Below are 26135 nucleotides of genomic sequence, written 5' to 3'. Positions count from 1 at the left end.
GGAAAACATCCTGTAACCGCCCCCGCAGGGTGATAAATGTGATTTGAGCTGCCCCCCAGAGTGTCATTTACTCAATCTCCTTGCTTTATCACTTACAGGAGTTGGCGATGAGTGTTTCTTTACTGGGATTTAACGGCGAGCGTTTCGATCCGGTCAGTGGCGCAACGCAGTTGGGCAACGGCTATCGTGCTTATTATCCCGCCCTGCGGCGTTTTAACTGCCCGGACAGCTGGAGTCCGTTTGGTCACGGCGGGATTAATCCTTACGCTTATTGTGTCGGTGACCCGATCAACCGCGCCGATCCGTCAGGCCATTTCAGCTGGCAGGCCGGGCTGGGTATCGGGATGGGGCTGCTGGGAATATTGGGAATACTGGGCGCGGTATTTACCGCCGGCGCTTCTCTTGTGGCAGCGGGCAGTCTGGGTGCAGCGCTGGCAGCGTCCTCAGTGACGGCACTGACGGTGGGCACGGCGGGCGTGGTGGCGGATGTCACCGGCGTGGTGAGTCTGTTAACCGCACAGCACAATCCAGAAGCTTCCGCACTGCTGGGATGGCTGTCGCTTGCCAGCGGCCTGTTGTCATTAGGCGCTGGTCTGGCTGCCGGAGGCTATCGGCTGTTAAATAAAACCGTGCAGCAAAGCAGCTATACCGCCCTTGCGGCTGAGCCTATCCTGTCGTCCGAACTTCCTTCTGCGGCGAGCCTGACGTCTTTTGAGGAGTTAACACATAACGGTTTGATTATGCGCAACATTATGCAGCATCTTTCGGGGCTGGACGTTGATAGTTTACGCGCAACATCAACAAGCATGCTGAATAACGTCCACAACGTGCTGGATAATATAGACAATTACATTGTTCCGGTCAGGCGTGGAGAGAACAGATATAAAGTGCCACTGCTCGAGGCTCTGGGAGATCAGCCGATAAGTCATCCTGGCATCGCGGCAATGAGGGAGATATGGGAAGGTTTACATCCGTATCATCCCCCTTCGCAACTCAGCCTCAATCAAATTAATCCTGCCCGCCAAAAGTTTATGGTGCTAAACAATTTGTCTGAATCATCCAGCACGATGGTGAAATATTCGGCCGCTAAATGGGATAAAGAGTTTATAAAAGAAATGAGCACTCGCAACCGGATATTCAGGGCGTGGCAGTCGCTGTTCCATAGTGTTCACCCTGACAGCTTTATTGAGGATTAATTTTCGGGGGAAATTGATCCTCCCATTTTTCCCAGTATATGACACTAACCTGATGGTTATTATAATGATGTTATTTTTCGTCATTGTATGTGATTAACTCAACCTCCTTTCTTTTTGCTTACAGGAGTTGGCGATGAGTGTTTCTTTACTGGGATTTAACGGCGAGCGTTTCGATCCGGCTAATGGCGCAACGCAGCTGGGCAACGGCTATCGTGCTTATTATCCCGCCCTGCGGCGTTTTAACTGCCCGGACAGCTGGAGTCCGTTTGGTCACGGCGGGATTAATCCTTACGCTTATTGTGTCGGTGACCCGATCAACCGCACCGATCCGTCAGGACATTTCAGCTGGCAGGCCGGGCTGGGTATCGGGATGGGGCTGCTGGGAATATTGGGAATACTGGGTGCGGTATTTACCGCCGGCGCTTCTCTTGTGGCAGCGGGCAGTCTGGGTGCAGCGCTGGCAGCGTCCTCAGTGACGGCACTGACGGTGGGCACGGCGGGCGTGGTGGCGGATGTCACCGGCGTGGTGAGTCTGTTAACCGCACAGCACAATCCAGAAGCTTCCGCACTGCTGGGATGGCTGTCGCTTGCCAGCGGCCTGTTGTCATTAGGCGCTGGTCTGGCTGCCGGAGGCTATCGGCTGTTAAATAAAACCGTGCAGCAAAGCAGTTACACCGTCCTTGCGGCTGAGCCTATCCTGTCGTCCGAACTTCCTTCTGCGGCGAGCCTGACGTCTTTTGAGGAGTTAACACATAACGGTTTGATTATGCGCAACATTATGCAGCATCTTTCGGGGCTGGACGTTGATAGTTTACGCGCGACATCAACAAGCATGCTGAATAATGTTCATCGTGCAGTGGATAATATAGAAAATTACACCATCAAGATAAAACGCTGGGAGAATGAACATTTGGTATCGATAGGTCTGCTCGAGTCGCTGAAAGAGAAACCGATGCATATTACTGCCCTGGAGACCGTCAGAGAAATATGGCGCGGGCACTATCCCTATACTCCGCCCTCGCAACTCAATCTCAATAGCATAAATCCTGCCAGCGCCGGATTTATGGCGATAAACCATTCAGGCGAATCATCAAGCACAATGATGAGGTATTCAGCCACCCGATGGGATAGAAAATTTATAAAACAGGTTAATATTCGTAACCGAATTTTCAGAGCCTGGCAGTCACTGTTTCATAGCATTCATCCTGAAATCTTTATTGAGGATTAAATTTCGGGAGTGAACTGCCCCCATTTTTCCCAGTATATGACAGCGACCTTATAGTTATTATAATGATGTCATTTCCCGCCTTGGTATGTGATTAACTCAACCTCCTTTCTTTTTGCTTACAGGAGTTGGCGATGAGTATTTCTTTACTGGGATTTAACGGCGAGCGTCTCGATCCGCTCAGTGGCGCAACACATCTGGGCAACGGCTATCGTGCTTATTATCCCGCCCTGCGACGCTTTAACTGCCCGGACAGCTGGAGTCCGTTTGGTCACGGCGGGATTAATCCTTACGCATATTGTGCCGGTGACCCGATCAACCGCACCGATCCGTCAGGGCATTTCAGCTGGCAGGCCGGGCTGAGCATTGGTATGGGGCTGCTGGGAATATTGGGGGCGATATTCACCGCCGGTGGTTCACTGGTCGCAGCAGGCAGCCTGGGAGCGGCGATGGCCGCATCGACGGTGACAACACTGGCCGTCGGCACGGCCGGCGTGGTGGCCGATATCACCAGCGTCGCCAGCCCGCTAACTGCGCACGGCCACCCAAAGGCTTTTTCACTGCTGGGGTGGATATCGCTTGCGGCAGGCTTGCTATCATTAGGAACCGGTCTGACCGCCGGAGGCTATCAGCTGCTAACTACAACCGCAGAGGAGAGTGGCAATATCACCCCTGCGGCTGAACATGCCATTATGCCCGAACTCCCCGCTGCGGCTGCCACACCCACCTTAGAAACGCTATCGCACAATCCGCTGATTATGAGCGGCATTATGCGCCGACTGACGGGAACGGAAATAGATAACTTACGCGCGACATCGAAGACCATGCAGACCAACGTTGAAAGAATGCTGACCCGTTTAGATAGCCTGTTACCTGAACGAAGCGCTACCGAGTTTATGGCCAGTTATAAGCCTTCTGTTGATGACTATGCTATTTTTAAGTCTACGTATACCAACAGTGACTATATTGAGCAGGTAAGGCGTATCTGGCGGGGAGAACATCATTTTACCTCTGCTTCGCAACTCAGTAAAAGTAATATTAATCCTCTGGAAAATAAATTATCGATGATGCGTACCACCAATATCCGCAGGATGTTGCACCCTCACAGTTTTCAGAATGCAGAGCAGCAAGAGCAAATAATAATCAGTGAATCCATGTTTAACGCGCAGGTTTATGAAAGAAATAAACAGTTTACCCAATGGAAAACAACCTTCCGTTCTCTGCACGCGAATGACTTTATCAATAACTGATCCACAGGGGCGAAATTCGCCCCTGTGTGACTTGATTATCCAAACGTAAACGGCGCAGTATTCAATACCACCCCGATAAACAGCACCAGTCCGACATAATTATTATTACGAAATGCCCGGAAGCAGTGCTCGCGTTTGCGATCGGCAATCAGTTTCTGCTGATGAATAAACAGCGCGCCCGCCAGCAGAATCGACCAGTAAAACGCACCGTTCAGTTTCAACAACAGGCCGATCGCCACCAGCAATATTAATGCTGCCAGCTGCAGTAAACCGATAATCAACTTGTCGAAGCGACCAAACAGGATTGCCGTCGATTTCACGCCAATCTTCAGATCGTCGTCGCGATCGACCATCGCATACTGGGTGTCGTAAGCCACCGTCCAGCAGATGTTGGCGAAAAACAGCAGCCAGCAGGTTAACGGTACACTTTCACTGACCGCCGCCCAGGCCATTGGAATTGCCCAGCCAAATGCCGCACCCAGCACCACTTGCGGCAGATGGGTATAACGCTTCATAAATGGATAGACAAAGGCCAGCGCCAGACCGCCAAATGACAGCCAGATGGTCATGGCATTCATCGTCAATACCAGCGCAAACGAGACCAGAACTAACGCCACAAACAGCAGTTTGGCCTCTTTCCCGCTAACCGCTCCGCTCGGTAACGGCCGCTCGCGGGTGCGTTTGACATGACCATCGATTTTGCGATCGGCATAGTCGTTAATCACACAACCCGCAGCACGCATAGTAAATACGCCCAGCACAAACACCACCAGTACATTCAGCGGTGGCATTGCCATATCAGCCAGCCACAGCGCCCAGAGCGTCGGCCATAACAGCAGCAGTGAACCAATCGGTTTATCGATACGCATCAGGCGGCTATAAGCCTGAAGTTTGTTTATTTGCAGACTTTTTTCCACTTATCGTGATCCTTCCGCAGGCCCACGCTGATAGAGCGGCGCCGCAGGTAAAAAAAGTTCGGTAAGGAGTAGCGGCTTATTGGCCAGACGCAGGCGCGAGCGTCGTCCCCATAAGGACTGGACGATACCGGGTTCAATAAAATCACGGGTTAGCGTAGAGGACGAAAACAGATAGCGACCAAGTGGACGACTGCCTAAGTTTTGCAGCATCGCTTCCGGCCCGTTAAGCGTCGATTCCGGCACAATAGTGCGGCCAGCCAGCCAGGGCACGCCGTCGCCAAACAGCAAGATTTCGCGCAGCCAGTAACGCTGTTCCTGTGGCAGTAACGCCACCTCATCGCCAACGTCAGCAGCGCTGATAAAACCTTCGCGCAGTGGCTCAACGGTGACTTTCGCGCAGTGACGCTCAAAACGCCTCGTCATTGAATCCTCTTCCATCAGCCAGTCCAGCAGGGCTGCATCAAGTGAAGGGGACGAAGCAGGAAGCCATTCCATCGCGCGCAGCAGCTTAAGCGCGTTATCCGACATACGGCATCTCCAGGTTAAAAATCAGAAGCCGTAGTGTAACGCAGAGCCTGGCGGAGAACACGCCACGCGGGAGGAAATGGCAAAAATTATCTGGCTGATGTCAGTTAAAAAAGGGTGCGTCAGTGACGCACCAATGGTCCAGCAACATCAGCAATATGGGGATAACGTCATCCCTTGCCTTTCACACTGCTGATAAAGGTCGCGCGGGCCGTCGACGAGCCAAGGCGTTCAGCCTCATTCATCAACCTCAGCGCTTTATCAATTTCGCCCTCTTTAATCGCCTGTTTGATCGCGTTATTAAAGTAGCTTTCGGTCTCGTTCAGTAATGGCTCAGTTTTCGGCGCAGGTGCGGCGCGCATCGGGGCAGGCGCCGGTGCCGGTGCGAGGGCTGGAGCCGAAGCCGGAGCTGGCGCGGCAGTGGTGTTAACCGCAGCACCGGTGCTTCCGATCACCACAGGTTTAGGATCGGCAGCACCAAAAAGCTTACCAATCATAATATTGCCGCTGTTTTGCTCGGTTTTCGCCTTAATGGTTAAGCTGCCTGTCGGACTATGCCGCACCACTAAATCCGGTACGTCAGGAATGGCGTTGTTCGCCCCCTCGGCATATAGCTTGGCCGGGCTGGGCATGGTAGAAGTACGAGCCAGATCGTCAGTGGTGGTGTAGATCAACAGATAAATCTGTTTCTGCCCCAGCACTGGCGTCAGTTTCAGGGTGCCTTCCAAGCGGTTACCAGAGGCAATACCCGGCTTGGCATACGGGAAATAGCTGCCAGGAAAGTAAGCGGCGGGCTGTAACTGCTCATCCAGCACCAATACATTAGGCACGTAGGCGCGTTTATCTTTGATGCTGCTGGTCAGGGTAATCTCCAGCGAGCCTTGATCGGCTGGCAGCGCAATCGCGGCAACTGCGCCGCTGATATTACCCTGATTGATCGTTACCGAAGAAGCATTCAGTTCAATATCCTGTGTCACTGGCGGCATCACCGGCAGCCACGAGAGGCTGTGCAGTTTATCCTGCGCAATCACCGGCGCGGTTGAAACATTTTGTGGGTTGAGATTACTGGCGGCAAAGCTGGTTGACAGCGTGCCGACGCTCAGCGCCTGCAGCAGGCAGAGCGCGATTAGGTGTTTTTTCATTGTTGTTTTCCTCAAAATTTTCACCCGTCTTCCTCAGGCAATAGGAAGACGGGCTAACAAAGGATTTATCCGGAATAATTCAGGGGGCGGCTGATGCCTCTGCGACCTGAACGATGACGGATAAATTTACCACCAGGCTTCCATCTGAATACCGAAGGTCACCTCGTCGCTATCGCCACGGCTGAAGCGTTGGGTGTTGGTGTCATTCAACGCGGTACCATTTGGCACGCCCGCGACATAGTTGCTGTCGCCCACGGTTGACGAAGAGTAGCCCCATTTCTCATCCCACTTGGCATAAGTGGCAAACACGCGGATTGCCGGACGAGCCCAGATACTGCTGCCCGCCTGCCACTGCTGCGCTAAAGTCACTTTATACTGGTTGTTGCGGTCGCCGGTATTCTGCGATTTCACGTTGTCGTAGCCGAGTTCCAGTAAGGTGCTCATGATTGGCGTCCATTTGTACATCGGGCGCACGCCCGCAGTGTACCAGGTGGTGCCATTGTTGTTATCACGATTGACGTCCTGGTACATACCGACATACATCAGGCTCCAGGTGTCGTTGAAATCAATCGCACCGTGATCGATCACGCGGATCATTTTGCCATTGTTGTTCTGTGCCGTGCCCGGACGACCGTTACGGTTCTGAGTCATCGCATCGGTAGCGTACTGCACCACAAATTTGTTCAGGCTGCCGTTATCGCCGAAGGTCTGCGTGTGCTGAATGGTGCCCAACCAGCCATCTTTCGAGCTGTCACGGTTAACGCGTTCATAGCCATCGCTTTCGTTCGCTCTGCCGTAGTCAAAGCCCACTTCCAGTGAACCGCCCGGGTTGACTTGCATCTGTCCCAGACGCACATCGAAGATGTCGTTGGAGAGATCTTTGGTTCGGGTCGTGCCATTAATAAAGCTCTGAGAACCACCGGCTTCGCTGTTACGGGTTGTTGCCAGTGAGAGCTTACCAAAGCCAACATCGATATTTTCGATACCACCGCCAGGACCCGAAATGTCCCAGTAGTAGAAGTCGATCATATGAACGTCATGACGCTGATAGTAACGTTTACCGGCCCAGATATCGGCACCCGGCAATGCATCGAACAGGTTTTTACCGACCACGTTCATCTGACGAACGGCCGGGGAGGTATCTTCATAATCGTTCTTCTGATCAACCGCATAGCCGATCATGGTGTCGACATAGAAACTTTTATCACCTTCTTTCCAGACTTCCTGACCTAACTGAATTTCAGCGTAAGTTTCGCACTCGTTACCGAGACGATACTTACTGTCAGCACCGGTTGCCTTGAAGCACTGCTGCTCTCCGCCGCTGCCGGTCCAGCCAATACCTGAACGCGCATAGCCTTTAAAATCAACCGCAGCTGCCTGAGTTGAGATCACCGCTGCAGCCACTGCCACGGCCAGAGGATATTTACGCAGCATTATCATCATTGTTATTCTCCTGTTCTCTTTGCTATTGCTGGCGTGCTTCAACACCCGGCTCTGTATGTAGCCGGCGACAGGCGCGACCATCTTCACGGAATAGATGGCAACGTTGTGGCGGCAGGCCGATGGCGTAATGGGCACCTTCTTCTACCAGCACCACGTCGTTCTGGCGGTAAACCAGGTTTTGACGCAGAGCCGGAATCTGAATATGGATTTGGGTTTCATGTCCCAGCTGTTCGACGACCTGCACCACGCCAGATAGCGTGACGTCAGCAACGTCGCTGGGCAGCAGATGTTCCGGACGAATACCGAGCGACATATTGGCGCCCACCGGTACATCGGTACTGTCGACCGGCAGCCAGATCTGCTGGCGGTTTGGCAGTTCGACCTGCACCTGGTCGATCGCCGTAGCGGTGACTTTGACCGGCAGGAAGTTCATCTTCGGCGAGCCGATAAAACCGGCGACAAAACGGTTGGCTGGATAGTGATACAGCTCCAGCGGCTTGCCGACTTGCGCAATATGTCCCCCTTCCAGCACCACAATTTTGTCAGCCAGCGTCATCGCTTCTACCTGATCGTGGGTGACGTAAATCATGGTGCGCTGCAGGCGTTTATGCAGGCGGGAAATCTCTATACGCATCTGCACGCGCAGCGCGGCATCAAGGTTAGACAGGGGCTCATCCAGCAGGAATACTTCGGGTTCGGCCACCAGCGTACGTCCGATAGCAACGCGTTGACGCTGTCCACCGGATAACGCTTTTGGCTGGCGCTCCAGCAGATGCCCGAGTTGCAGCACATCAGCAACCTGGGTCACGCGCTGCTGAATCTCCGCTTTTGCCGTACCGGCCAGCTTCAGGCCAAACGACATATTTTCCGCCACCGACAGATGCGGATAGAGCGCATAGGACTGGAACACCATGCCGACACCACGCCCGGCTGGTGGTACCTCGTTCATGCGTTTATCACCAATCAGCAATTCACCCGAGGTGATCTCTTCTAATCCGGCAATCATGCGCAGCAGTGTTGATTTGCCGCAGCCTGATGGCCCGACAAACACGACGAATTCACCTTCAGCGATAGTCAGATTGATATCTTTCGATACCACCACATCACCCCAGGCTTTGGTGACATCCTTCAGCACCACGCTCGCCATTTGCCTCTCCCGTCCAGTTCGTACCGCTTATCGAATGGCTGGGAGTCTGTGGGATGTCAGCGGAGGTTAAATCCTCCGCCTGCTGCTTTTTTATGGGGGAGGAGGCAGGAGGATGAGACGCGTAACAGGACGCGCAGAAACCGGGAACAAAACAGATTTTCGTGATCGTGCTGGCAAAAAAAGGGGGTGTTTTTTGTGGGCTGTGACACAGAAACAGGCAGAAAGGTAGCGGCGATCACACTTCCACCCACTGGGGCGTAGAGCGGAGGAGGATGAGGGAACGGGCAGTTATCCGCAGACTGCTGGCGTTAAGACTACCGCTAACGATTAGAGGAACGGGAAATGTCAAAGTTCAAACTGAATACAAAAACGCTGATGTTGTGTGCCTTAACCACCGCGCTGCTTCCGGGTGCCGCGCTGGCGAAAATCGAAGAGGGTAAGCTGGTTATCTGGATTAACGGAGATAAAGGCTACAACGGACTGGCTGAAGTCGGTAAGAAGTTTGAACAGGATACCGGCATTAAAGTGACGGTTGAGCATCCCGATAAACTGGAAGAGAAATATCCGCAGGTGGCCTCCACTGGTGACGGCCCGGATATTATTTTCTGGGCCCATGATCGTTTTGGTGGCTATGCACAATCTGGCCTGCTGGCAGAGATCACCCCGGACAAAGCGCTACAGGATAAAATCTATCCCTTTACCTGGGACGCGGTGCGTTACAACGGTAAGCTGATTGGCTATCCGGTGGCCGTTGAGTCACTGTCGCTGATTTACAATAAAGATCTGCTGCCAGAGCCACCGAAAACCTGGGAAGAGATCCCGGCGCTGGATAAACAGCTGCGCGCTAAAGGTAAGAGCGCCATCATGTTTAACCTGCAAGAACCCTACTTCACCTGGCCAGTGACTGCTGCTGCTGGCGGCTACGCCTTTAAAAAACAGGCAGACGGCAGCTATGACTTGAAAGACGTTGGCGTTGCCAACGAGGGCTCTCAGGCGGGGCTGCAATTCCTTGTCGACCTGGTGAAAAACAAGCAGCTGAATGCTGATACTGACTATGCCATCGCCGAAGCCGCATTTAATAAGGGCGAAACCGCGATGACCATTAATGGTCCGTGGTCATGGGGCAATATCGACAGCGCTAAAGTTAATTACGGCGTCACACTGCTGCCAAGCTTTAAAGGTCAGCCGTCCAAACCCTTTGTTGGGGTATTGAGTGCGGGTATCAACGCCGCCAGCCCGAATAAAGAGCTGGCTAAAGAGTTTCTTGAGAACTACCTGCTGACTGACGACGGTCTGGCGAAAGTGAACGCTGACAAACCTCTCGGTGCGGTGGCGCTGAAATCCTATCAGGAGCAGCTGGCGAAAGATCCAAAAATCGCCGCCACCATGGCTAACTCGCAGAAAGGCGAAGTGATGCCAAACATTCCGCAAATGAGCGCCTTCTGGTACGCCGAACGCACCGCGGTGCTGAATGCGATTAATGGTCGTCAGACGGTGAAAGCCGCGCTGGAAGATGCGGAAAAGCGCATCACCAAATAAACCGGTATGGGGCGGCGAGAAGCCGCTCCGTTTTCCGCCCGTATCCTCCAGCAAAAGGAATGTTAAATGGCAAAATCTGCATTGTGGTGGCAGCATGACGCCCTGAAGTGGCTGGTTCTTGCCCTCTGTACCCTGTTATCTGGCTATCTGGTCGTCCTGATGTATGTGCAGGGTGAATATCTGTTCGCTATTCTGACTCTGGTACTGCTGAGCGTCGGGCTGGCCATTTTCGCCCAGCGTCGCGCTTCCGCCTGGCGCTATGTTTACCCGGGCCTTGCCGGTATGGGGCTGTTTGTCCTGTTTCCACTGGCCTGCACTATCGCTATCGCCTTTACCAACTACAGCAGCACCAATCAGCTCACCTTTGAGCGGGCGCAACAGGTATTAATGGACCGCCAGTTTCAGGCCGGTGCCGGATATAATTTCAGCCTTTATCCACAGGGTAATCAATGGATTCTGGCGCTAAACGACGCGGATAACAGCCAGTTAGTATCGCCTCCCTTCAGCTTTGATACAAAAAGTGAGCAAACACTCACACTCACTAAAAGCCAGACTCCACCTGATGGTGAAAAAGCCATGCTGCGGATCGTGACGCAAAACCGTCAGGCGCTGGGCTTACTCACTGCCGTGTTGCCCGATGGCAGCAAGGTACGCATGAGTTCACTGCGTCAGTTCTCCGGCACTCAGCCGCTGTATACCCTCGCCGAAAACGGCAGTCTGACCGACAAGCAAACCGGCGTAGTGTGGTGGCCAAACGACGACAGCGGCTTCTATCAGACTAAAGATGCAGCCCAGCAATGGACCACGGAAAAGCTCAGTCCGGGATATACCGTGACGGTGGGCTGGAAAAACTTTCTGCGGGTGATGACCGACGAAGGGATCAAAAAGCCCTTTATGGCCATCTTTGTCTGGACGGTGGTGTTCTCCGCCATCACGGTATTTCTGACGGTCGCCGTTGGCATGGTACTCGCCTGCCTGATGCAGTGGGAGTCGCTGAAAGGACGCGCGGTCTACCGTCTACTGTTGATTCTGCCCTATGCGGTGCCGGCATTTATTTCAATACTGATTTTCAAAGGATTATTTAACCAGAGCTTTGGCGAAATCAACGTGATGCTGCATAACCTGTTCGGGCTTAAACCCGCATGGTTTAGCGACCCGACGTTGGCGCGTAGCATGCTGATTATTGTAAATACCTGGCTGGGCTACCCTTACATGATGATTCTCTGTATGGGCCTGCTCAAAGCGATTCCTGAAGATTTGTATGAAGCCTCGGCAATGGATGGCGCTACGCCAATGCAGAATTTCTTCCGCATCACCTTGCCGCTGCTGATCAAACCGCTGACGCCGTTGATGATCGCCAGTTTTGCTTTTAACTTTAATAACTTCGTTCTTATTCAGTTACTTACCAATGGTGGCCCGGATCGTCTCGGCACCACCACGCCAGCCGGATATACCGATTTGCTGGTCAGCTACACCTGGCGCATCGCCTTTGAAGGCGGTGGTGGACAAGACTTTGGCCTGGCGGCAGCCATTGCCACGCTGATTTTCCTGTTGGTTGGCGGTCTCGCTATTCTCAACCTGAAAGCCACGCGGATGAAGATTTAGTAAGGAGTAACGTTTATGGCTATCGTACAACCGAAATCTCAAAAGCTGCGGCTACTGTTTACTCACCTGCTGCTGCTAAGTTTTATCGCGCTGATTATGTATCCGCTGCTAATGGTGTTGGCGATTTCGCTGCGTCCCGGCAACTACTCGATTGGCAGCCTGCTGCCCGACCATATCTCGTGGGATCACTGGAAGCTGGCGCTGGGCTTTTCGGTTACCCATGAAAACGGTAGCGTAACACCGCCGCCGTTCCCGGTGCTGTTGTGGTTATGGAATTCAGTGAAGGTAGCGGCGATTACCGCCATTGGCATTGTGGCGCTGTCGACCACCTGTGCCTACGCCTTTGCCCGTATGCGTTTTCGCGGCAAATCCAGCCTGTTAAAAGGAATGCTGATTTTTCAAATGTTCCCGGCAGTACTGTCGCTGGTCGCACTCTATGCCTTGTTTGATCGTCTCGGTCAGTACATCCCGTTTATCGGGCTGAATACCCACGCCGGGCTGATATTCGCCTACCTCGGTGGTATCGCGCTGCATGTCTGGACGATTAAAGGCTATTTTGAAACGATTGATGGTTCGCTGGAAGAAGCGGCAGCGCTGGATGGCGCAACGCCGTGGCAGGCATTCCGCCTGATTCTGCTGCCGCTGTCGGTGCCGATTTTAGCCGTTGTGTTTATTCTGTCGTTTATTGCCGCCGTGACCGAAGTACCGGTCGCCTCGCTGCTGCTGCGTGACGTCAACAGCTACACGCTGGCGGTGGGCATGCAGCAATATCTGAATCCGCAGAACTATTTGTGGGGGGATTTCGCCGCGGCTGCGGTGCTCTCTGCCCTGCCAATCACTCTCGTCTTCCTGCTGGCACAGCGCTGGCTGGTTAATGGCTTAACCGCCGGCGGGGTGAAGGGCTAAATTTCTCTATTATTGCCACTGTTAGTCATTGCCACTGTTAGTCATTGCCATTGCAAGTCCCTGTGTTTTCGGCGGCCATCAGGCCGCCTTTTTTTTATTCGCGCTTCAGACGATTACTGTTCGCCAACCACAGCGTGACCACCAGGATCAGGATTGCCCCTGAGTAAGCCAGCGTATCAAACGGGTTCTTATGGTCGACAATAATCAGACGAATAATCGCAGTGATACCGATATAGACAAAGTAGCGCAGCGGGAAGTGATAACCCGACTGAAAATACTTCACAATCAGCGCGATAAACTCAAAATAGAGAAAATAGATGACGATGCCTTCAATCAGCAGATAGGACGATGCCTGTTCGCCAGTATTCAGCAGCACATTGGCTAAGTGAATGGTTTCCTTACCCAAAAAGATAATCAAAATGACGCCAAGCACCAGCAAGCCGATGTTTAACACCATCTGCAGCGCTTGTGCAATACGCGTTCCGGTAATCATGTTCACACCCTCAACATTATTGTTATTAGTCGGCACAGGCCGAGGTCAACAATATGCTTTAGTGTGACGAAGATCACAAGTTATCGTATAGGGAGGATAAAAATTAATCAGGGCGACAAAGTGCCGCCCCGAAGTCAGTGCAATTAACGGAAGTTAATATCTCTGTCACTGGTCATATTATACAGCTGGTACTTACGACCCAGCATCTGACCACCATCACGCGTCAGCGGGGTCCAGTTGACCTGCGCACGACCGCGTACCGGATTCACGCTGAACAGATCCATTGGAATAGAGATATAGAAACCTTTGGTGAAGTCACCCTCGCCATACTCTTCTTTGGATACGTTAGTCAGGCTGACATAGCTACCGACAGTGATACCGCTGTCGAACTGTTTCGAAATATCGACGGTGCCGCCTTTATCTTTTGCCAGATACTGACCAACGCTGACTTTCACCAGTACACCATCCATAAACTGCGGCTGCCAGTAACCGGTTAAATGACCGGTTGGCGCTTTATAATCGGTGAACTTCATCATGTTATCCCAGTCACGTTGCTTCACGTAATTGGCATCAACACCGACTGCCCAGCTGGAATCCAGCGGACGATAAAGGACTTCCGCACCGGCACCACCGAACATCGTCTCCAGATAACCACCGTATACCTGGCCATAGAAACCGTTACCCAGGTACTGTAAGTAGTTGGCCTGCAGGTTATTAATGTAAACGTCATTCTGCACATATTCACGCACGTGAGTACGCACACGCGGCAGTTTGGAGTCATTCGGCGGATTGGTGTAATTGAATTTATTGTAGTTATTGGCGATGTTAGCAAACAGCCCGCCCCCAACCATTAAATGGTCGGTTAACCAGTAATCGGCGTTACCCATCACGCCAACCTGATACATGTAGAAACTTTCCGGGCCACCAAATGACTGGTTCAGTATCGGCGACAGGCTGTAGTTCAGGCTGTCTTTTTCGATATAGTAACCCTGCTCGGTTTTACCCGGATCAACCGGGTTAACGCGCTGCTGATCCAACGTTTTCTCATGACCCAGCGGATAACCTTCCAACTGCTCACGCAGGCTGTCTACTTTAGTCACGGTGGTAACTTGCGGCATGTTGTAACGCGTTTGCGTCACTTTCAACGTATCGACGTTCTGCGGCAGATTATTCATCATGATACGGTTGGCGCGATCGACGCCTTCCTGAGTATCGCGATATTTATACTGCTCACCGGTAACGTACAGGGTATTGCCTTTCATCTGGATATTCGGTGCATCCAGGCCAGCGTTATATTTCAGGTCACTGAGTTGGGATCCCGCCACTGTCGTTTGCAAAAACTCCGACTGCGGATTTGGCCGATAAGCCGGTTTTGGCGTGTCGATCTTTGGCTGACGCAGGTCGTTGAAGTTGGTGCGCAGGGTCAAGCCCGCCATCAGCGTATTACCGCGCTCATAGCTGACATTAACATCGGCCCAGTCGGTAATGCGGTAAATCGCACCGACGTTGACCTTACTGCTCTGTCTCAGCTTACCGGCAAAGTCACCCTGATAATCATTGCCTTCATACTCTGCTTTCAGGCGCAGCGGCTGCCAGGGCGTCTGATACTCTACGCCGCCAAACAGCGCCGACGGGCCACGGAACATGTTGTCGGCGTCAATCGAGCCGGTCGAGCCGCCATTACTCCGGGTACAGTATTTATCGCTGGCTTCACAAAACGGATTTTTTACCGTGCCGCTGTTACCAAGATAACCCCAGGCAAAGCCGAGGGTAAAATCAAGCGGGCCCCAGGCTTTACTCGCTACCAGATATTCACTGTCAAACAGGCCGGTACCGCCGAGATCGCGCGTACCAATTGCCACTTCCGGCAGCCAGTATCCCTCATTCCACAGGCGCAGTTTCAGATCAAACGCTTTATCTTTATAGCTTTGATTGCCACTGAACTCCTGGACTCCACTGTAGAGACGGGTTCTGACGTCGGTGTAACGAATTGTCGCTTCCAGCCAGGAGAACAGCTGAACGGAAGAGGAGTAAAAACGGTATTGATCGTTCCAGCGGTAGTTAAGGCTAAACTCACCCTCTTTCGACATACGCGCAGTCGGCACCTGCATCAGGCCGACACCACCGAAATCTGACTGTGATGGCCCAACCGGATCGGGCTTGATGGCCGCCTGGGCCTGACAGGCGCAGGCAATCGAAATGGATAAGAAGCTGAGAAGATAACGTTTTTTCATCAGTCAGGGATCCGGTGCGTCAGTACAGAAATGATTTGTTGATTCAGGTCTTTATAGGCAGCGGGCAGCGACCAGGAAGAGAAACCAATATAGATAATCGAGCCCGGTTCGACTTCAACATAGCGATGGTTCCAGTAAGCGACCGGAGCCTCGGTAACGTCACCCGAAGGTGCAATCACCACGGCGATATTGCGATCTGCGCCGTCCAGACGATCGTGTCCGTCAAGATAATCGCGCGTATCGCCGCCCGGCTGCCAGCTGACTTTGCCACTGCCGGTAATAGCACCGAACAAGGTCACTGAGTTGGGCTTTGGCAGGGTATAGACGCTGTATTCACCTTCCAGACGACGATTCAGTTCCGGGCGCATACGCAGCCAGTCCGGATCGAGGTTAGCTGGCAGGCGGCCAGTCACCTTAATGGCTGACAGCTGCTGAATGACGTTATTAATTGCCGCCGCTTTTTCGCCTGAGCTTTGCGCGGCATAGCCTTTCAGGCGCGCCATCAGCTGCTGATACTGTTGTTCCGCTACGGCAGTCGCCAGCTTGTCGCTAATCACCGTACCTGGCCACCAGGTTTTTCCCTGCAGTGCAGGGCTGGCCACTAACTGCGACAGATTCGCCGCATGACTGACGATTGAGATCTCTTTTTTCCCAGGATAGTAAACACTTACCTGGCTATCCGCGTTGGCGCTAATAGACAGGCATGAACAGATGCCTGCGAGAAATAATGTGGTTTTTTTCATGATTTAGCCGGCTTCAGGATGGTGGTTTCAACATGAATAGAGTCAGCGCCTGCCGACTGGCTGGTCTGGCGGACCTGGCCCGAAATGGCATCAACCCAGAAGATGTTTTCCCACGATGCACCATTAGCCGCGATCTCTATCGATTCACGATAAACCCGGCAGGTAACCTGCTCGCCAGCAATGCTCAGCAGCTGATCTTTTTCACGAGTAAAACGTGAAACGGCGGTGCCCGAACGCAACTGGCCTTTTTCGGTCCAGCTCAGGGTACGTGTCCAGCTTGCGCCATTGGCAATGTTCAGAGGATTAGCCAGCGGATCTTGTTGCAGATTGTTGATATCTTTCAGGTTGTCCGGCAAGCCAAGGGTTCTGACTACGCGTCCGTGACGGGTAACCAGCATCGCTTTATCCTGAGTGACCCATTTCTGTTCGCCATTTTCGTTATAGCCCAGCACCACGAAAATACGCTGTCCGCCATCAATTCGCAGATACATGCTGGCATAAGGCAGTGACTGGATTTTTTCATTAGTAAGCGTAACGTCATCGCTGCCGGTCACGGCTCTTTTTAGGGATTCGCCAACGCCCAGCTGAGTCTGGGTACAAGCCTGAAGCAACAGGCAGAGAAGCAGTAATGGAATATGTCGCACCTGTGTATCCCTGTACTTAATTCCGACAAAGTCAAAAAATAACCACACGGCTGTGTGGTTATGTTTAATTAAGCCAACTTAACGCGTTGTGCTCGTGGTGGTAGTGGTACCGGTATTAGAGCTGTCACCATCAGAGGCGATCAGAGCAATACCTAACAGCGCACCCACTGCACCAAGACCAACTGCCGTAGAGTCACCAGATGACATTGTATTGGCATTGTCACCTGCGGCATCACCTGGCGCGGCGAACGCGGCAGATGCGGCTGCGAAGTACATTACGGCTGCAGTAGCACATAATATTTTTTTCATAACTAACATTCCCTTCATCAGATGAATGGATAACAGGCCCGGATGGATTCCGGGACTTGTGAGTATAGGGCAACCAAATGCCAGAAATTAGTGGCCGAACCGCGGCTAAAATGGCGTGCATTAACAGGTCGAAATGACAGCAATACAGCTTTAATTAACAATTTGAGATATTTCATCGCAAATTGACCATATAAAATTACAAAAATTAAACATATGGCAGGATTTTCATCTGAATGAATCTGATTTATTGCCGAAACGAGGAAAAGTGGAAGGATTAGCAGGAAGAACTTAAATTTAACTTAAAAATTAATACGTTAGATTGTGAAAACATCAGAAAAAGTCGCTTTTTCTGCGCGATTGTTTCAGATTAATCTTGCATTAAATACCGCAATTACGCAGTTTTTTCAGAATAAACTGAGGACGATTTTCATCATTCTGCCAGTTTTAACCTCTGAAAATGCCAACCAGATCGCATAAGTTCAGTATTTCAGGACGAAATACTGAACTTATTAATGGGCCAGACAGGCTGGCCACTTAACAATTATTTACGCCAGGATTTATAGCGATTAATTAGACCATTGGTTGAGCTGTCATGGCTGTTAATCGCTTCTTCTCCACCCAGCTCAGGCAGAATACGGTTAGCCAGCTGTTTACCCAGCTCCACGCCCCACTGATCGAAAGTAAAGATATTGAGGATGGCACCCTGAGTGAAGATTTTATGCTCATACAACGCAATCAGCGCACCGAGGCTGAATGGGGTGATATCACGCAGCAAAATTGAGTTGGTCGGGCGGTTACCTTCAAACACTTTGAAAGGTGCCACATGCTCTACAGACTGCGCATCTTTACCGGCATCAGCAAACTCTTTTTCCACCACTTCACGCGACTTACCAAACGCCAGCGCTTCGGTCTGGGCAAAGAAGTTCGACAGCAGTTTTGCGTGATGATCGCTGAGCGGATTATGACTGATTGCCGGCGCGATAAAATCACAAGGGATCAGCTTGGTGCCCTGGTGAATCAGCTGGTAGAACGCATGCTGACCGTTGGTACCTGGCTCACCCCAGATGATTGGGCCAGTCTGATAATTGACTGGCGTGCCATTGCGGTCAACATACTTACCGTTGGACTCCATATTGCCCTGCTGGAAATAGGCAGCAAAGCGATGCATATACTGATCGTAAGGCAGAATCGCTTCGGTCTCAGCACCAAAGAAATTGTTGTACCAGATGCCAATCAACGCCAGCAGCACCGGCAGGTTTTTCTCCGCTGGCGTTTCAGCGAAGTGTTTATCCATCGCGTGCGCGCCGCTCAGCAACTGCTCAAAGTTGTCATAGCCGACTGACAGGATGATCGACAGGCCAATCGCCGACCACAGCGAATAGCGGCCACCGACCCAATCCCAGAATTCGAACATATTGTTGGTGTCGATGCCGAACTCGCCCACCGCTTTGGCGTTGGTGGAGAGCGCAGCAAAGTGTTTTGCCACGTGTTGTTCATCACCGGCAGTTTGCAGGAACCAGTCGCGCGCGCTGTGGGCGTTAGTCATGGTTTCCTGAGTGGTGAAGGTTTTCGAAGCCACCAGGAACAGCGTGGTTTCTGGATTAACGTTCTTCAGCGTTTCAGCAATATGAGTGCCGTCAACGTTAGAAACAAAATGCATATTCAGGTGATTTTTATACGGGCGCAGCGCCTCAGTCACCATAAAAGGTCCCAGGTCAGAACCACCGATACCAATGTTAACCACATCGGTAATTGGCTTGCCGGTATAGCCTTTCCATTCGCCGCTGATAATGCGCTCTGAGAAGCCTTTCATCTTCGCCAGCACCGCATTCACTTCTGGCATAACGTCTTTACCGTCTACCAGAATTGGCGTGTTGCTGCGGTTACGCAGCGCCACGTGCAAAACCGCACGCTCTTCGGTGCGGTTAATTTTCTCACCGGCAAACATCGATTTGATCGCGCCTTGCAGATCGGTCTCTTTTGCCAGCGCCTGAAGCTTATCGAGGGTTTCACTGGTAATACGGTTTTTTGAGAAATCCACCAGCATCTGATCGTCAAAGGTGGCAGAGAATTTCGCAAAACGATCGCCATCTTTGGCAAAAAGATCGGCGATCTGGACATCTTTCATCTGTTCAAAATGCTGCTGCAGCGCTTGCCAGGCAGCGGTTTGTGTCGGATTGATATTTTTCATAACAACACTCTTTTTTATTTAAGAACCGTAATTCAGACCGGATGCCATCTTACCCGTTACCAGGAACCAACTTCCCTTTTCCTGCAACAGGTTACGGCTATCATTTCCGGAACTGCTCGTAATTCAGGCTGCGATAATGATTCCCGCACAGCTTTTCAGTATGACTATGGTTGCTGAAGAAAGGCAAAAAATTATGGCGTTATCTTGCGGCGTCAAAACCCTTAACGCATTGTGCTGCGTCATTAACCCTGCCGTCATTTACTCACTTTAAGCCTCAGCCTGACGTAACGCTTGATTGCTTGTGCGCTGACATCAAACGATTAAATGAAAATTGATCATCCGCCAAACGTTGACAGCGAAGCCAGAAACCGATATTTCTAAGCAACTACTTGCGCACGTGTGCGCAAGCCAGAAGAGGCGCGTCGCCCAGGTAGTGTGTCGGAGGAACCGAATCCGATGAAGGCACACAAGGGGGTGCGACGCCGAGATATCTTACATACGGAGTGTAAGATATCGACTGCAGGGGCTGAATCCCCTGGGTTGTCACCAGGACCGTTCGGCAGTCGGACGATCTGCAAGGTGGGGCGCTTCTGGGTGTATCGTAGTCATTCCTTTCTACGTCTGCCCCGTATCCCGCTCTTACCTTGTGCCAAGCCTGATGATTTATCCTGACACGAGGTAGTCAATTTAATGTTCCAACCTACTCTTATTGTTGCGAAATTTGGCGGTACCAGCGTTGCCGATTTTGCGGCTATGAACCGCAGCGCCGACGTGGTGCTGTCTGATGCCAATGTGCGTTTAGTGGTACTTTCTGCCTCTGCCGGCATCACCAATCTGCTGGTTTCCCTGGCTGAAGGCCAGGAAGCAGAACAGCGCGTCTGCCAGCTGGACGAAATCCGCCGCATTCAGTATGCAATCATTGATTGCCTGAAGCAGCCGGAAGTGATTCGCGAAGAGATCGACCGCATGATCGAAAATATCGCCATGCTGTCTGAAGCCGCTGCGCTGGCTACCTCAACCGCCCTGACCGATGAACTGGTCAGCCACGGCGAGTTAATGTCTACCCTGCTGTTTGTTGAAATTCTGCGTGAACGCAGTGTTGCCGCAGAATGGTTTGACGTGCGTAAAGTGATGCGTACCAACGACCGTTTTGGTCGCGCCGAGCCGGATATGGCCGAGCTGGCAGAACTGGCCGTCAGCCAGTTGCAGCCGCGCGTCGAAGAAGCGCTGATCGTTACCCAGGGCTTTATCGGCAGTGAAAGTAAAGGCCGCACCACTACGCTGGGTCGTGGCGGCAGCGACTATACTGCGGCATTGCTGGGCGAAGCGCTGCGGGCGAAACGTATTGATATCTGGACGGATGTGCCAGGGATTTACACCACCGATCCACGCGTGGTGCCTACGGCAAAACGTATCGATGAAATCACCTTCGAAGAGGCCGCTGAAATGGCGACCTTTGGCGCGAAAGTGCTGCATCCGGCCACTCTGCTGCCAGCAGTTCGTAGCGATATTCCGGTGTTTGTCGGCTCCAGCAAAGATCCGGCTGCCGGTGGCACCATGGTGTGCAACCAGAGTGAAAATCCGCCGCTGTTCCGCGCGCTGGCACTGCGTCGTAAGCAAACGCTGCTGACGCTGCACAGCCTGAATATGCTGCATGCACGCGGCTTCCTTGCCGAAGTGTTTAATATTCTTGCCCGCCATAATATGTCGGTGGATCTGATTACCACCTCAGAAGTGAGCGTGGCGCTGACGCTGGATACCACCGGTTCAACCTCCAGCGGCGACAGCCTGTTATCTCAGGCACTGCTGACCGAACTCTCTTCGCTGTGCCGGGTAGAAGTCGAAGAGAACCTGGCGCTGGTAGCGATTATCGGCAACAAATTGTCGCAGGCGTGTGGCGTAGGAAAAGAGGTATTCGGCGTGCTCGAACCTTTCAACCTGCGTCTGATCTGCTACGGTGCCAGCAGCTATAATCTCTGCTTCCTGGTTCCGGGTAACGATGCAGAACAGGTGGTTCGCACCCTGCATCACAATTTATTCGAATAACTTATTTCCCCCCTGAATCATTCAGATCGCAGGCGCCGTTAACTCGCCGGCGATCTGAAGTATGACGGGCAACAAGGAAGCCTGCTATGCTCGCCAAAATTACCCGACTGTTCCCGCTGTGGGCAGTCCTGCTCTCTGTCGCTGCTTATTACACCCCTACCACTTTTCTCGGCATTGGCCCGTGGGTCAGCTGGTTATTAATGCTGATTATGTTTGGTATGGGCGTAACGCTGAATATCGGCGACTTCAAGCGGGTACTGACTCGCCCGGCACCGGTGATTGCCGGCACCTTTTTACACTATCTGGTGATGCCGCTGGCGGCATGGGGGCTGGCAAAACTGTTCCATATGCCACCGGATCTTTCTGCCGGAATGATACTCGTCGGCAGCGTTGCCAGCGGCACCGCATCGAATGTGATGATTTATCTGGCGAAAGGCGATGTGGCGCTGTCGGTGACCATCTCATCAGTTTCGGCACTGGTTGGCGTGTTTGCCACCCCGCTGCTAACGCGCTTTTATGTTGATACCCATATTGAAGTCGATGTGGTCGGCATGTTGCTCAGCATCGTGAAAATCGTCGTGATCCCCATCAGCCTTGGTCTGATTATTCATCACTCAATGAATAGCGTGGTGAAACGCGTTGAGCCGTATCTTCCGGCGTTTTCGATGGTGTGTATTTTGCTGATTATCAGTGCGGTAGTTGCCGGTAGCCAGGGCTTTATTGGTTCAGTCGGTTTGATGGTCATCGCGGCAGTGATTCTGCATAACGCCATTGGGCTGCTGGGCGGTTACTGGGGCGGCAAGCTGTTTGGTTTCGATGAGTCCACCTGTCGAACACTGGCGCTGGAAGTGGGCATGCAGAATTCCGGGCTGGCAGCAACGCTGGGTAAGCTGTACTTCTCACCGCTGGCCGCGCTGCCTGGCGCGCTATTCTCGGTCTGGCACAACCTGTCCGGTTCGCTGCTGGCCGGTTACTGGTCTGGCAAACAGATTAAGAAAAAATAATCGTTTAACGGCGGCGAATACGCCGCCGTTAACATTAACTATCCACGACTATTCATTATCCCGATCGTCATCCGGCTGTTCCAGCACGCTATACGCCACCGCACAAAACAGTGAGTTCAGACGCTTCATATCACCAAGCAGCCCCAGGTGCAGTGAACTGGTTTCGATGCTCTGCACATTCTGCTGATGCAGTCGCTCAACATGTGCATGGGAATAGCGGCGGTTGGTAATGCGGAAACGGTGCTTACCGCGGCGCAGGCGCTTGGCGCTGGTGATATCACGCGATAAAAATACTGACAGCGCCAGCCGCAAATTATTCAGCAACTGTTCCTGCAATGTTTCAAGCTCTGCCACGCCTTCCGGTGAAAATGCCCGACGCGCCGCCAGCGACTTATCCGCTACGTCACCGCTCATCCTTTCGATAATATCGCCCGCCTGCTCAAGGTTTAGCGCCATCTCGATAATTTCTGCCCAGCGACGCGAATCCTCTTCCGCCAGATCCTCTTTTGGCATACGCGCCAGGTAGAGTTTGATCGCGGTGTATAACACGTCAACATCGTCATCCAACTTGCGAACTTCGCGATCTTCACGCGGTGCACCATGCACCACTTTACTGAAGCTGGTCATCATCTGCTCCAGCACATCCCCCATACGCAGCGTCTCACGGGCGGCGTTAGCCAGTGCTAATGCCGGCGTATCCAGCGCGCTGGTATCAAGATGGCGTGGTTTCAGCCGCAGATCGGTTTCCGGGTCGTCACGGATTAACCGCTCACAGAGTTTGGCCATCGGTGCGGCAAAGGGCACCATTACCAGACAACGAATCAGGTTGTAGAACACGTGGAAAAAAATCACCACCTCTTCATCATTGATCGGCAGTTTGTCCAGCCAGGTGGCCAGTACATGGATAAACGGCAGCACGGCCAGACAACCGATAAATTTGAACAGCAGACTGCCGAGTGCGACCCGCTTACCGGCAGCGTTGGAACCACTGTTATTCAGCATCGCCAGCAGGCCGCTGCCAAGATTGGCACCAACGACCAGACAGAGCGCCACCTGGAAAGAGATTACACCGGTGGCCGTCAGGGTCGCGGTGATCAACACCGCTGCCAGGCTTGAGTAGCTGATGATCGCAAATACCGCACCAATCAGCGCATCCAGCATAATATCGCCGGTCAGTGAGGAGAAAATCACCTGCACGCCGGAAGCCTGGGTAATCGGCCGCGCGGCTTCGACGATCAGCTGCAATGCCAGCAGGATAAGCCCAAGACCAATGCCGACACGGCCTAATTGCCCGGCGCGCGACTGTTTGCGGCCAAGGAAAAACACCACACCAAAAAAGATCAGCAGCGGTGACAGCCATGAAAGGTCAAAAGTCAGTACGCGCGCCATTAATGCGGTACCGACATCGGCACCGAGCACGACCACCAGCGCTGGCGTCAGCCCCATTAGCTGTTGAGCGACAAATGAGGTCACCAGCAAGGTGGTGGCATTACTGCTCTGCACCAGCGCAGTAACGCCAATGCCAGCGAGGAACGCCATCGGTTTTTTCTCGACGCCGCGGCTAAGCACACGGCGCAAGTCCGCACCGTAGACACGCATAATACCAGTACGCACGATATGCGTGCCCCATACCAGCAAAGCGATGGCAGAAAGTAAATTAAGCAGGGTTAACAACGATATGTACTCCTTTCACGCCAGGCTTAAAAACCACACGCACTGCCTGCCTGACGCGAAAGAGCAGCGCATGAATGCATCCGCCATCCCTGCGCCTGTTTTAGTGAATAGCACTATTTTTGCTTATTTTACATGCAACTTTACGCAAGGTGGCCAGGATTGAGTATAGACCAATCGGGTAACTGGATCGGCTGTTTTAGTCAGGCGATACCCGGAAACTCCGCATAACCCGCAGATGCATCCGCCTCCCCAGATTGGGAGACCAGTTCAAACAACTGCTCACGCAGCAGTGCGCAGTATTGTTTGGGATCAGCGCCCCTGCCCAGTTCAGTATCAGCGGCGATGCCCATTAATGCCATCGCGGCGGCATCGACCAGCGAATGAGATGAAGCGGGTGATGTGGCTAACAACTGTTCCGAACTTACCCTCAATCCCCCACCATCCAGAATCTCAACGCTGACATTATCGCCATATGTCACATAGGCATTGTAGCGTGAGTCAGTTACCTGCTGAATAACCGCCGCCGGTAAAGCGGAGGTCAGAGCCTCTTCTGGTGTCAGCGCAGCACCACAGGTGATGACCTTAATCACCTCGTGTTGTGTATTAGCCACCACCAGATAGGCTGACAAACTTCTGAAGTAAGGAGTTTGCACAATCAGCCTGGTGATCAATTCTGTATTGGCCAGTTGCAGAACATTATCCGTCTCAACCTTATTTGTCAGCAAATAAGCCAGTTCTGAACGAGTGAGCTGTCCGGCAGAGGTGATGATTTGTCCTTCGGCTTGCCGATGAGACCTTCGTGTCCCGAACGGGGTTACAGATTGCTCCGCAGCAATTAATATCGTCAACACTTCTTCACCAACCGGTGTCAGAACAGGCGATCTGAATCTGGATTCAACCAGTCTCAACTCAATCAGTCTTGCTCTCACCACATCACTGATTTTTACCGCTTTGCCCGTCTCCTGACTCGCCATAGCTTTCATCGCGCAGAACAGCGCATCACGCTCCTCTTTATTTAGATTGCTGATTTTACTGATTATATTACTGGTCAGCCGAAGATTTTGCTCACTGGTTTTCAGTTGTAATTCATACTGTGATACAGGCAGGTGGTTTTCAGAAGTAGAGGTCGCTCTAAATCGGTTTATCGATTTTTCCGAAATAAACTGGTTGCCCGACACATTCGGCTTAGTGCGTTTGGCAACAAGCGATAAGGCATCGATTTTTTTTGTCAGAACATCAACTTTTACCAGTCGGGATTGATGGCTGATAGTCGCCAGCTTCGACAGAAAATGCCTTCCGGCTGATGATTTTGATTCATTAATAATATAATCCACACCGGATTTTAATTCCTGTTTTGTACAAAACGCCCAAAGTCTGATTTTTTTCTGTATATTTTTATCTTTGATCGAAATCCCCTGATTAAAAGCCAGCCCTGCAATGATGGTTCCTTTTGGCATCTTGCCGTAGGTTTTATCATCAGCATATTCTTTAATGAACTTCATGGCATCACTTTTAATTTCGATAAACACTTTCCTCATTTTATAATATTTACTTCCATCCGCTTTTTTCTTACTGACTGATGGCATCAATGTTGTTAAAGATTGCGCTGAGGAAGTGGATGGCTGAGAAACATATCTTTCATCGACGAGGCTGTAATTGCTGACGTTTACCACCGCAGCAGGTAAGGCTGCCGGGCAACTGGGCTGAACAGGTTGCCCGCAGAGTATCAAGGGTTCGTCAGATAAAGGCAGGGTAAACAACAGAGGTGAATTGGTCACAGCCGAGATAAATTGTGTAACAGGCTGAATGACGTCAGTTTGCTGCTGATTGATGATTAACAGATTTGGCATTGTAAATGCCGTCGAAACGATATTAAAGTCCTTCATAATAATCCTCACCGCA

General features: G+C 52.0%; 21 protein-coding genes and 1 riboswitch. Of the genes, 8 read left to right on the top strand and 13 right to left on the bottom strand.

Annotated features, from left to right (window positions below; genetic code table 11):
• Positions 1–107 precede the first annotated feature (107 nt).
• From ACP3TC_RS00870 to ACP3TC_RS00860, 3 genes are all read left to right on the top strand, one after another.
• Positions 108–1196 carry an RHS repeat-associated core domain-containing protein gene (locus tag ACP3TC_RS00870; RefSeq protein ID WP_426817334.1) on the top strand — a complete coding sequence of 363 codons (1089 nt, stop codon included), beginning with the start codon at positions 108–110 and terminating at the stop codon, positions 1194–1196.
• A 133-nt stretch (positions 1197–1329) separates the two neighbouring features.
• Complete coding sequence (locus ACP3TC_RS00865) at positions 1330–2424, top strand: RHS repeat-associated core domain-containing protein (protein ID WP_426817333.1); 1095 nt, start codon at positions 1330–1332, stop codon at positions 2422–2424.
• A gap of 131 nt (positions 2425–2555) precedes the next feature.
• Positions 2556–3671: an RHS repeat-associated core domain-containing protein gene (locus ACP3TC_RS00860; protein ID WP_426817332.1), complete on the top strand. Its 1116-nt coding sequence runs from the start codon at positions 2556–2558 to the stop codon at positions 3669–3671.
• Between the two features lie 35 nt (positions 3672–3706).
• Here ACP3TC_RS00860 and ubiA read toward each other — a convergent pair whose 3' ends face one another.
• The 5 genes from ubiA to malK form a co-directional block, all read right to left on the bottom strand.
• Complete coding sequence (gene ubiA / locus ACP3TC_RS00855; protein ID WP_313854256.1) at positions 3707–4588, bottom strand: 4-hydroxybenzoate octaprenyltransferase; 882 nt, start codon at positions 4586–4588, stop codon at positions 3707–3709.
• Positions 4589–5116 (bottom strand): chorismate lyase, encoded by a 528-nt coding sequence (gene ubiC / locus ACP3TC_RS00850; protein WP_426817331.1) that lies wholly within the window; start codon positions 5114–5116, stop codon positions 4589–4591.
• 167 nt (positions 5117–5283) lie between these two features.
• On the bottom strand, positions 5284–6255 hold the full coding sequence (gene malM, locus ACP3TC_RS00845) for a maltose operon protein MalM (protein ID WP_313854261.1): 972 nt from the start codon (positions 6253–6255) through the stop codon (positions 5284–5286).
• 126 nt (positions 6256–6381) lie between these two features.
• Positions 6382–7695: a maltoporin gene (locus tag ACP3TC_RS00840; RefSeq protein ID WP_313857826.1), complete on the bottom strand. Its 1314-nt coding sequence runs from the start codon at positions 7693–7695 to the stop codon at positions 6382–6384.
• A 25-nt stretch (positions 7696–7720) separates the two neighbouring features.
• Positions 7721–8845: a maltose/maltodextrin ABC transporter ATP-binding protein MalK gene (gene malK, locus ACP3TC_RS00835; protein WP_313854262.1), complete on the bottom strand. Its 1125-nt coding sequence runs from the start codon at positions 8843–8845 to the stop codon at positions 7721–7723.
• 342 nt (positions 8846–9187) lie between these two features.
• Here malK and malE point away from each other — a divergent pair, with 342 nt between their 5' ends.
• From malE to malG, 3 genes are all read left to right on the top strand, one after another.
• Positions 9188–10384 carry a maltose/maltodextrin ABC transporter substrate-binding protein MalE gene (gene malE, locus ACP3TC_RS00830; RefSeq protein WP_426817330.1) on the top strand — a complete coding sequence of 399 codons (1197 nt, stop codon included), beginning with the start codon at positions 9188–9190 and terminating at the stop codon, positions 10382–10384.
• 66 nt (positions 10385–10450) lie between these two features.
• Complete coding sequence (gene malF, locus ACP3TC_RS00825; protein WP_313854263.1) at positions 10451–11989, top strand: maltose ABC transporter permease MalF; 1539 nt, start codon at positions 10451–10453, stop codon at positions 11987–11989.
• A 15-nt stretch (positions 11990–12004) separates the two neighbouring features.
• Entirely contained in the window at positions 12005–12895 is an 891-nt protein-coding gene (gene malG, locus ACP3TC_RS00820; protein ID WP_426817329.1) for a maltose ABC transporter permease MalG, read from the top strand.
• Positions 12896–12989: 94 nt separating this feature from the next.
• Here malG and psiE read toward each other — a convergent pair whose 3' ends face one another.
• From psiE to pgi, 6 genes are all read right to left on the bottom strand, one after another.
• Entirely contained in the window at positions 12990–13388 is a 399-nt protein-coding gene (psiE, locus tag ACP3TC_RS00815) for a phosphate-starvation-inducible protein PsiE (protein WP_052902008.1), read from the bottom strand.
• A gap of 143 nt (positions 13389–13531) precedes the next feature.
• Positions 13532–15622 (bottom strand): YjbH domain-containing protein, encoded by a 2091-nt coding sequence (locus tag ACP3TC_RS00810; protein WP_313854266.1) that lies wholly within the window; start codon positions 15620–15622, stop codon positions 13532–13534.
• Positions 15622–16365 (bottom strand): capsule biosynthesis GfcC D2 domain-containing protein, encoded by a 744-nt coding sequence (locus ACP3TC_RS00805; protein WP_313854268.1) that lies wholly within the window; start codon positions 16363–16365, stop codon positions 15622–15624. The genes ACP3TC_RS00810 and ACP3TC_RS00805 overlap by 1 nt, the downstream gene beginning before the upstream one ends.
• Entirely contained in the window at positions 16362–17009 is a 648-nt protein-coding gene (locus ACP3TC_RS00800) for a YjbF family lipoprotein (protein ID WP_426817328.1), read from the bottom strand. Before ACP3TC_RS00800 ends, ACP3TC_RS00805 begins: the two co-directional genes overlap by 4 nt.
• A 78-nt stretch (positions 17010–17087) precedes the next feature.
• Positions 17088–17318, bottom strand: coding sequence for an exopolysaccharide production protein YjbE (gene yjbE / locus ACP3TC_RS00795; RefSeq protein ID WP_313854274.1), 231 nt, complete (start codon positions 17316–17318; stop codon positions 17088–17090).
• A gap of 541 nt (positions 17319–17859) precedes the next feature.
• Complete coding sequence (gene pgi / locus ACP3TC_RS00790; protein ID WP_313854276.1) at positions 17860–19509, bottom strand: glucose-6-phosphate isomerase; 1650 nt, start codon at positions 19507–19509, stop codon at positions 17860–17862.
• Between the two features lie 404 nt (positions 19510–19913).
• A riboswitch (Lysine riboswitch) is annotated at positions 19914–20107 on the top strand.
• Positions 20108–20199: 92 nt separating this feature from the next.
• Between pgi and lysC the strand changes: the two genes are divergently transcribed.
• Complete coding sequence (gene lysC, locus ACP3TC_RS00785) at positions 20200–21555, top strand: lysine-sensitive aspartokinase 3 (RefSeq protein ID WP_313854277.1); 1356 nt, start codon at positions 20200–20202, stop codon at positions 21553–21555.
• A gap of 86 nt (positions 21556–21641) precedes the next feature.
• Positions 21642–22559 (top strand): ketopantoate/pantoate/pantothenate transporter PanS, encoded by a 918-nt coding sequence (gene panS / locus ACP3TC_RS00780; RefSeq protein WP_313854279.1) that lies wholly within the window; start codon positions 21642–21644, stop codon positions 22557–22559.
• 48 nt (positions 22560–22607) lie between these two features.
• Here panS and ACP3TC_RS00775 read toward each other — a convergent pair whose 3' ends face one another.
• Positions 22608–24233 (bottom strand): Na/Pi cotransporter family protein, encoded by a 1626-nt coding sequence (locus ACP3TC_RS00775; RefSeq protein ID WP_313854282.1) that lies wholly within the window; start codon positions 24231–24233, stop codon positions 22608–22610.
• Between the two features lie 200 nt (positions 24234–24433).
• Entirely contained in the window at positions 24434–26119 is a 1686-nt protein-coding gene (locus ACP3TC_RS00770) for a hypothetical protein (protein WP_426817327.1), read from the bottom strand.
• Between the last annotated feature and the right edge of the window lie 16 nt (positions 26120–26135).

Origin of the sequence: Winslowiella sp. 2C04 (assembly GCF_050037805.1) — a bacterium.
In the GTDB taxonomy this organism is placed as follows: Bacteria; Pseudomonadota; Gammaproteobacteria; order Enterobacterales; family Enterobacteriaceae; genus Erwinia; species Erwinia toletana_A.
This window is presented reverse-complemented; position numbering and strand designations above follow the sequence as displayed.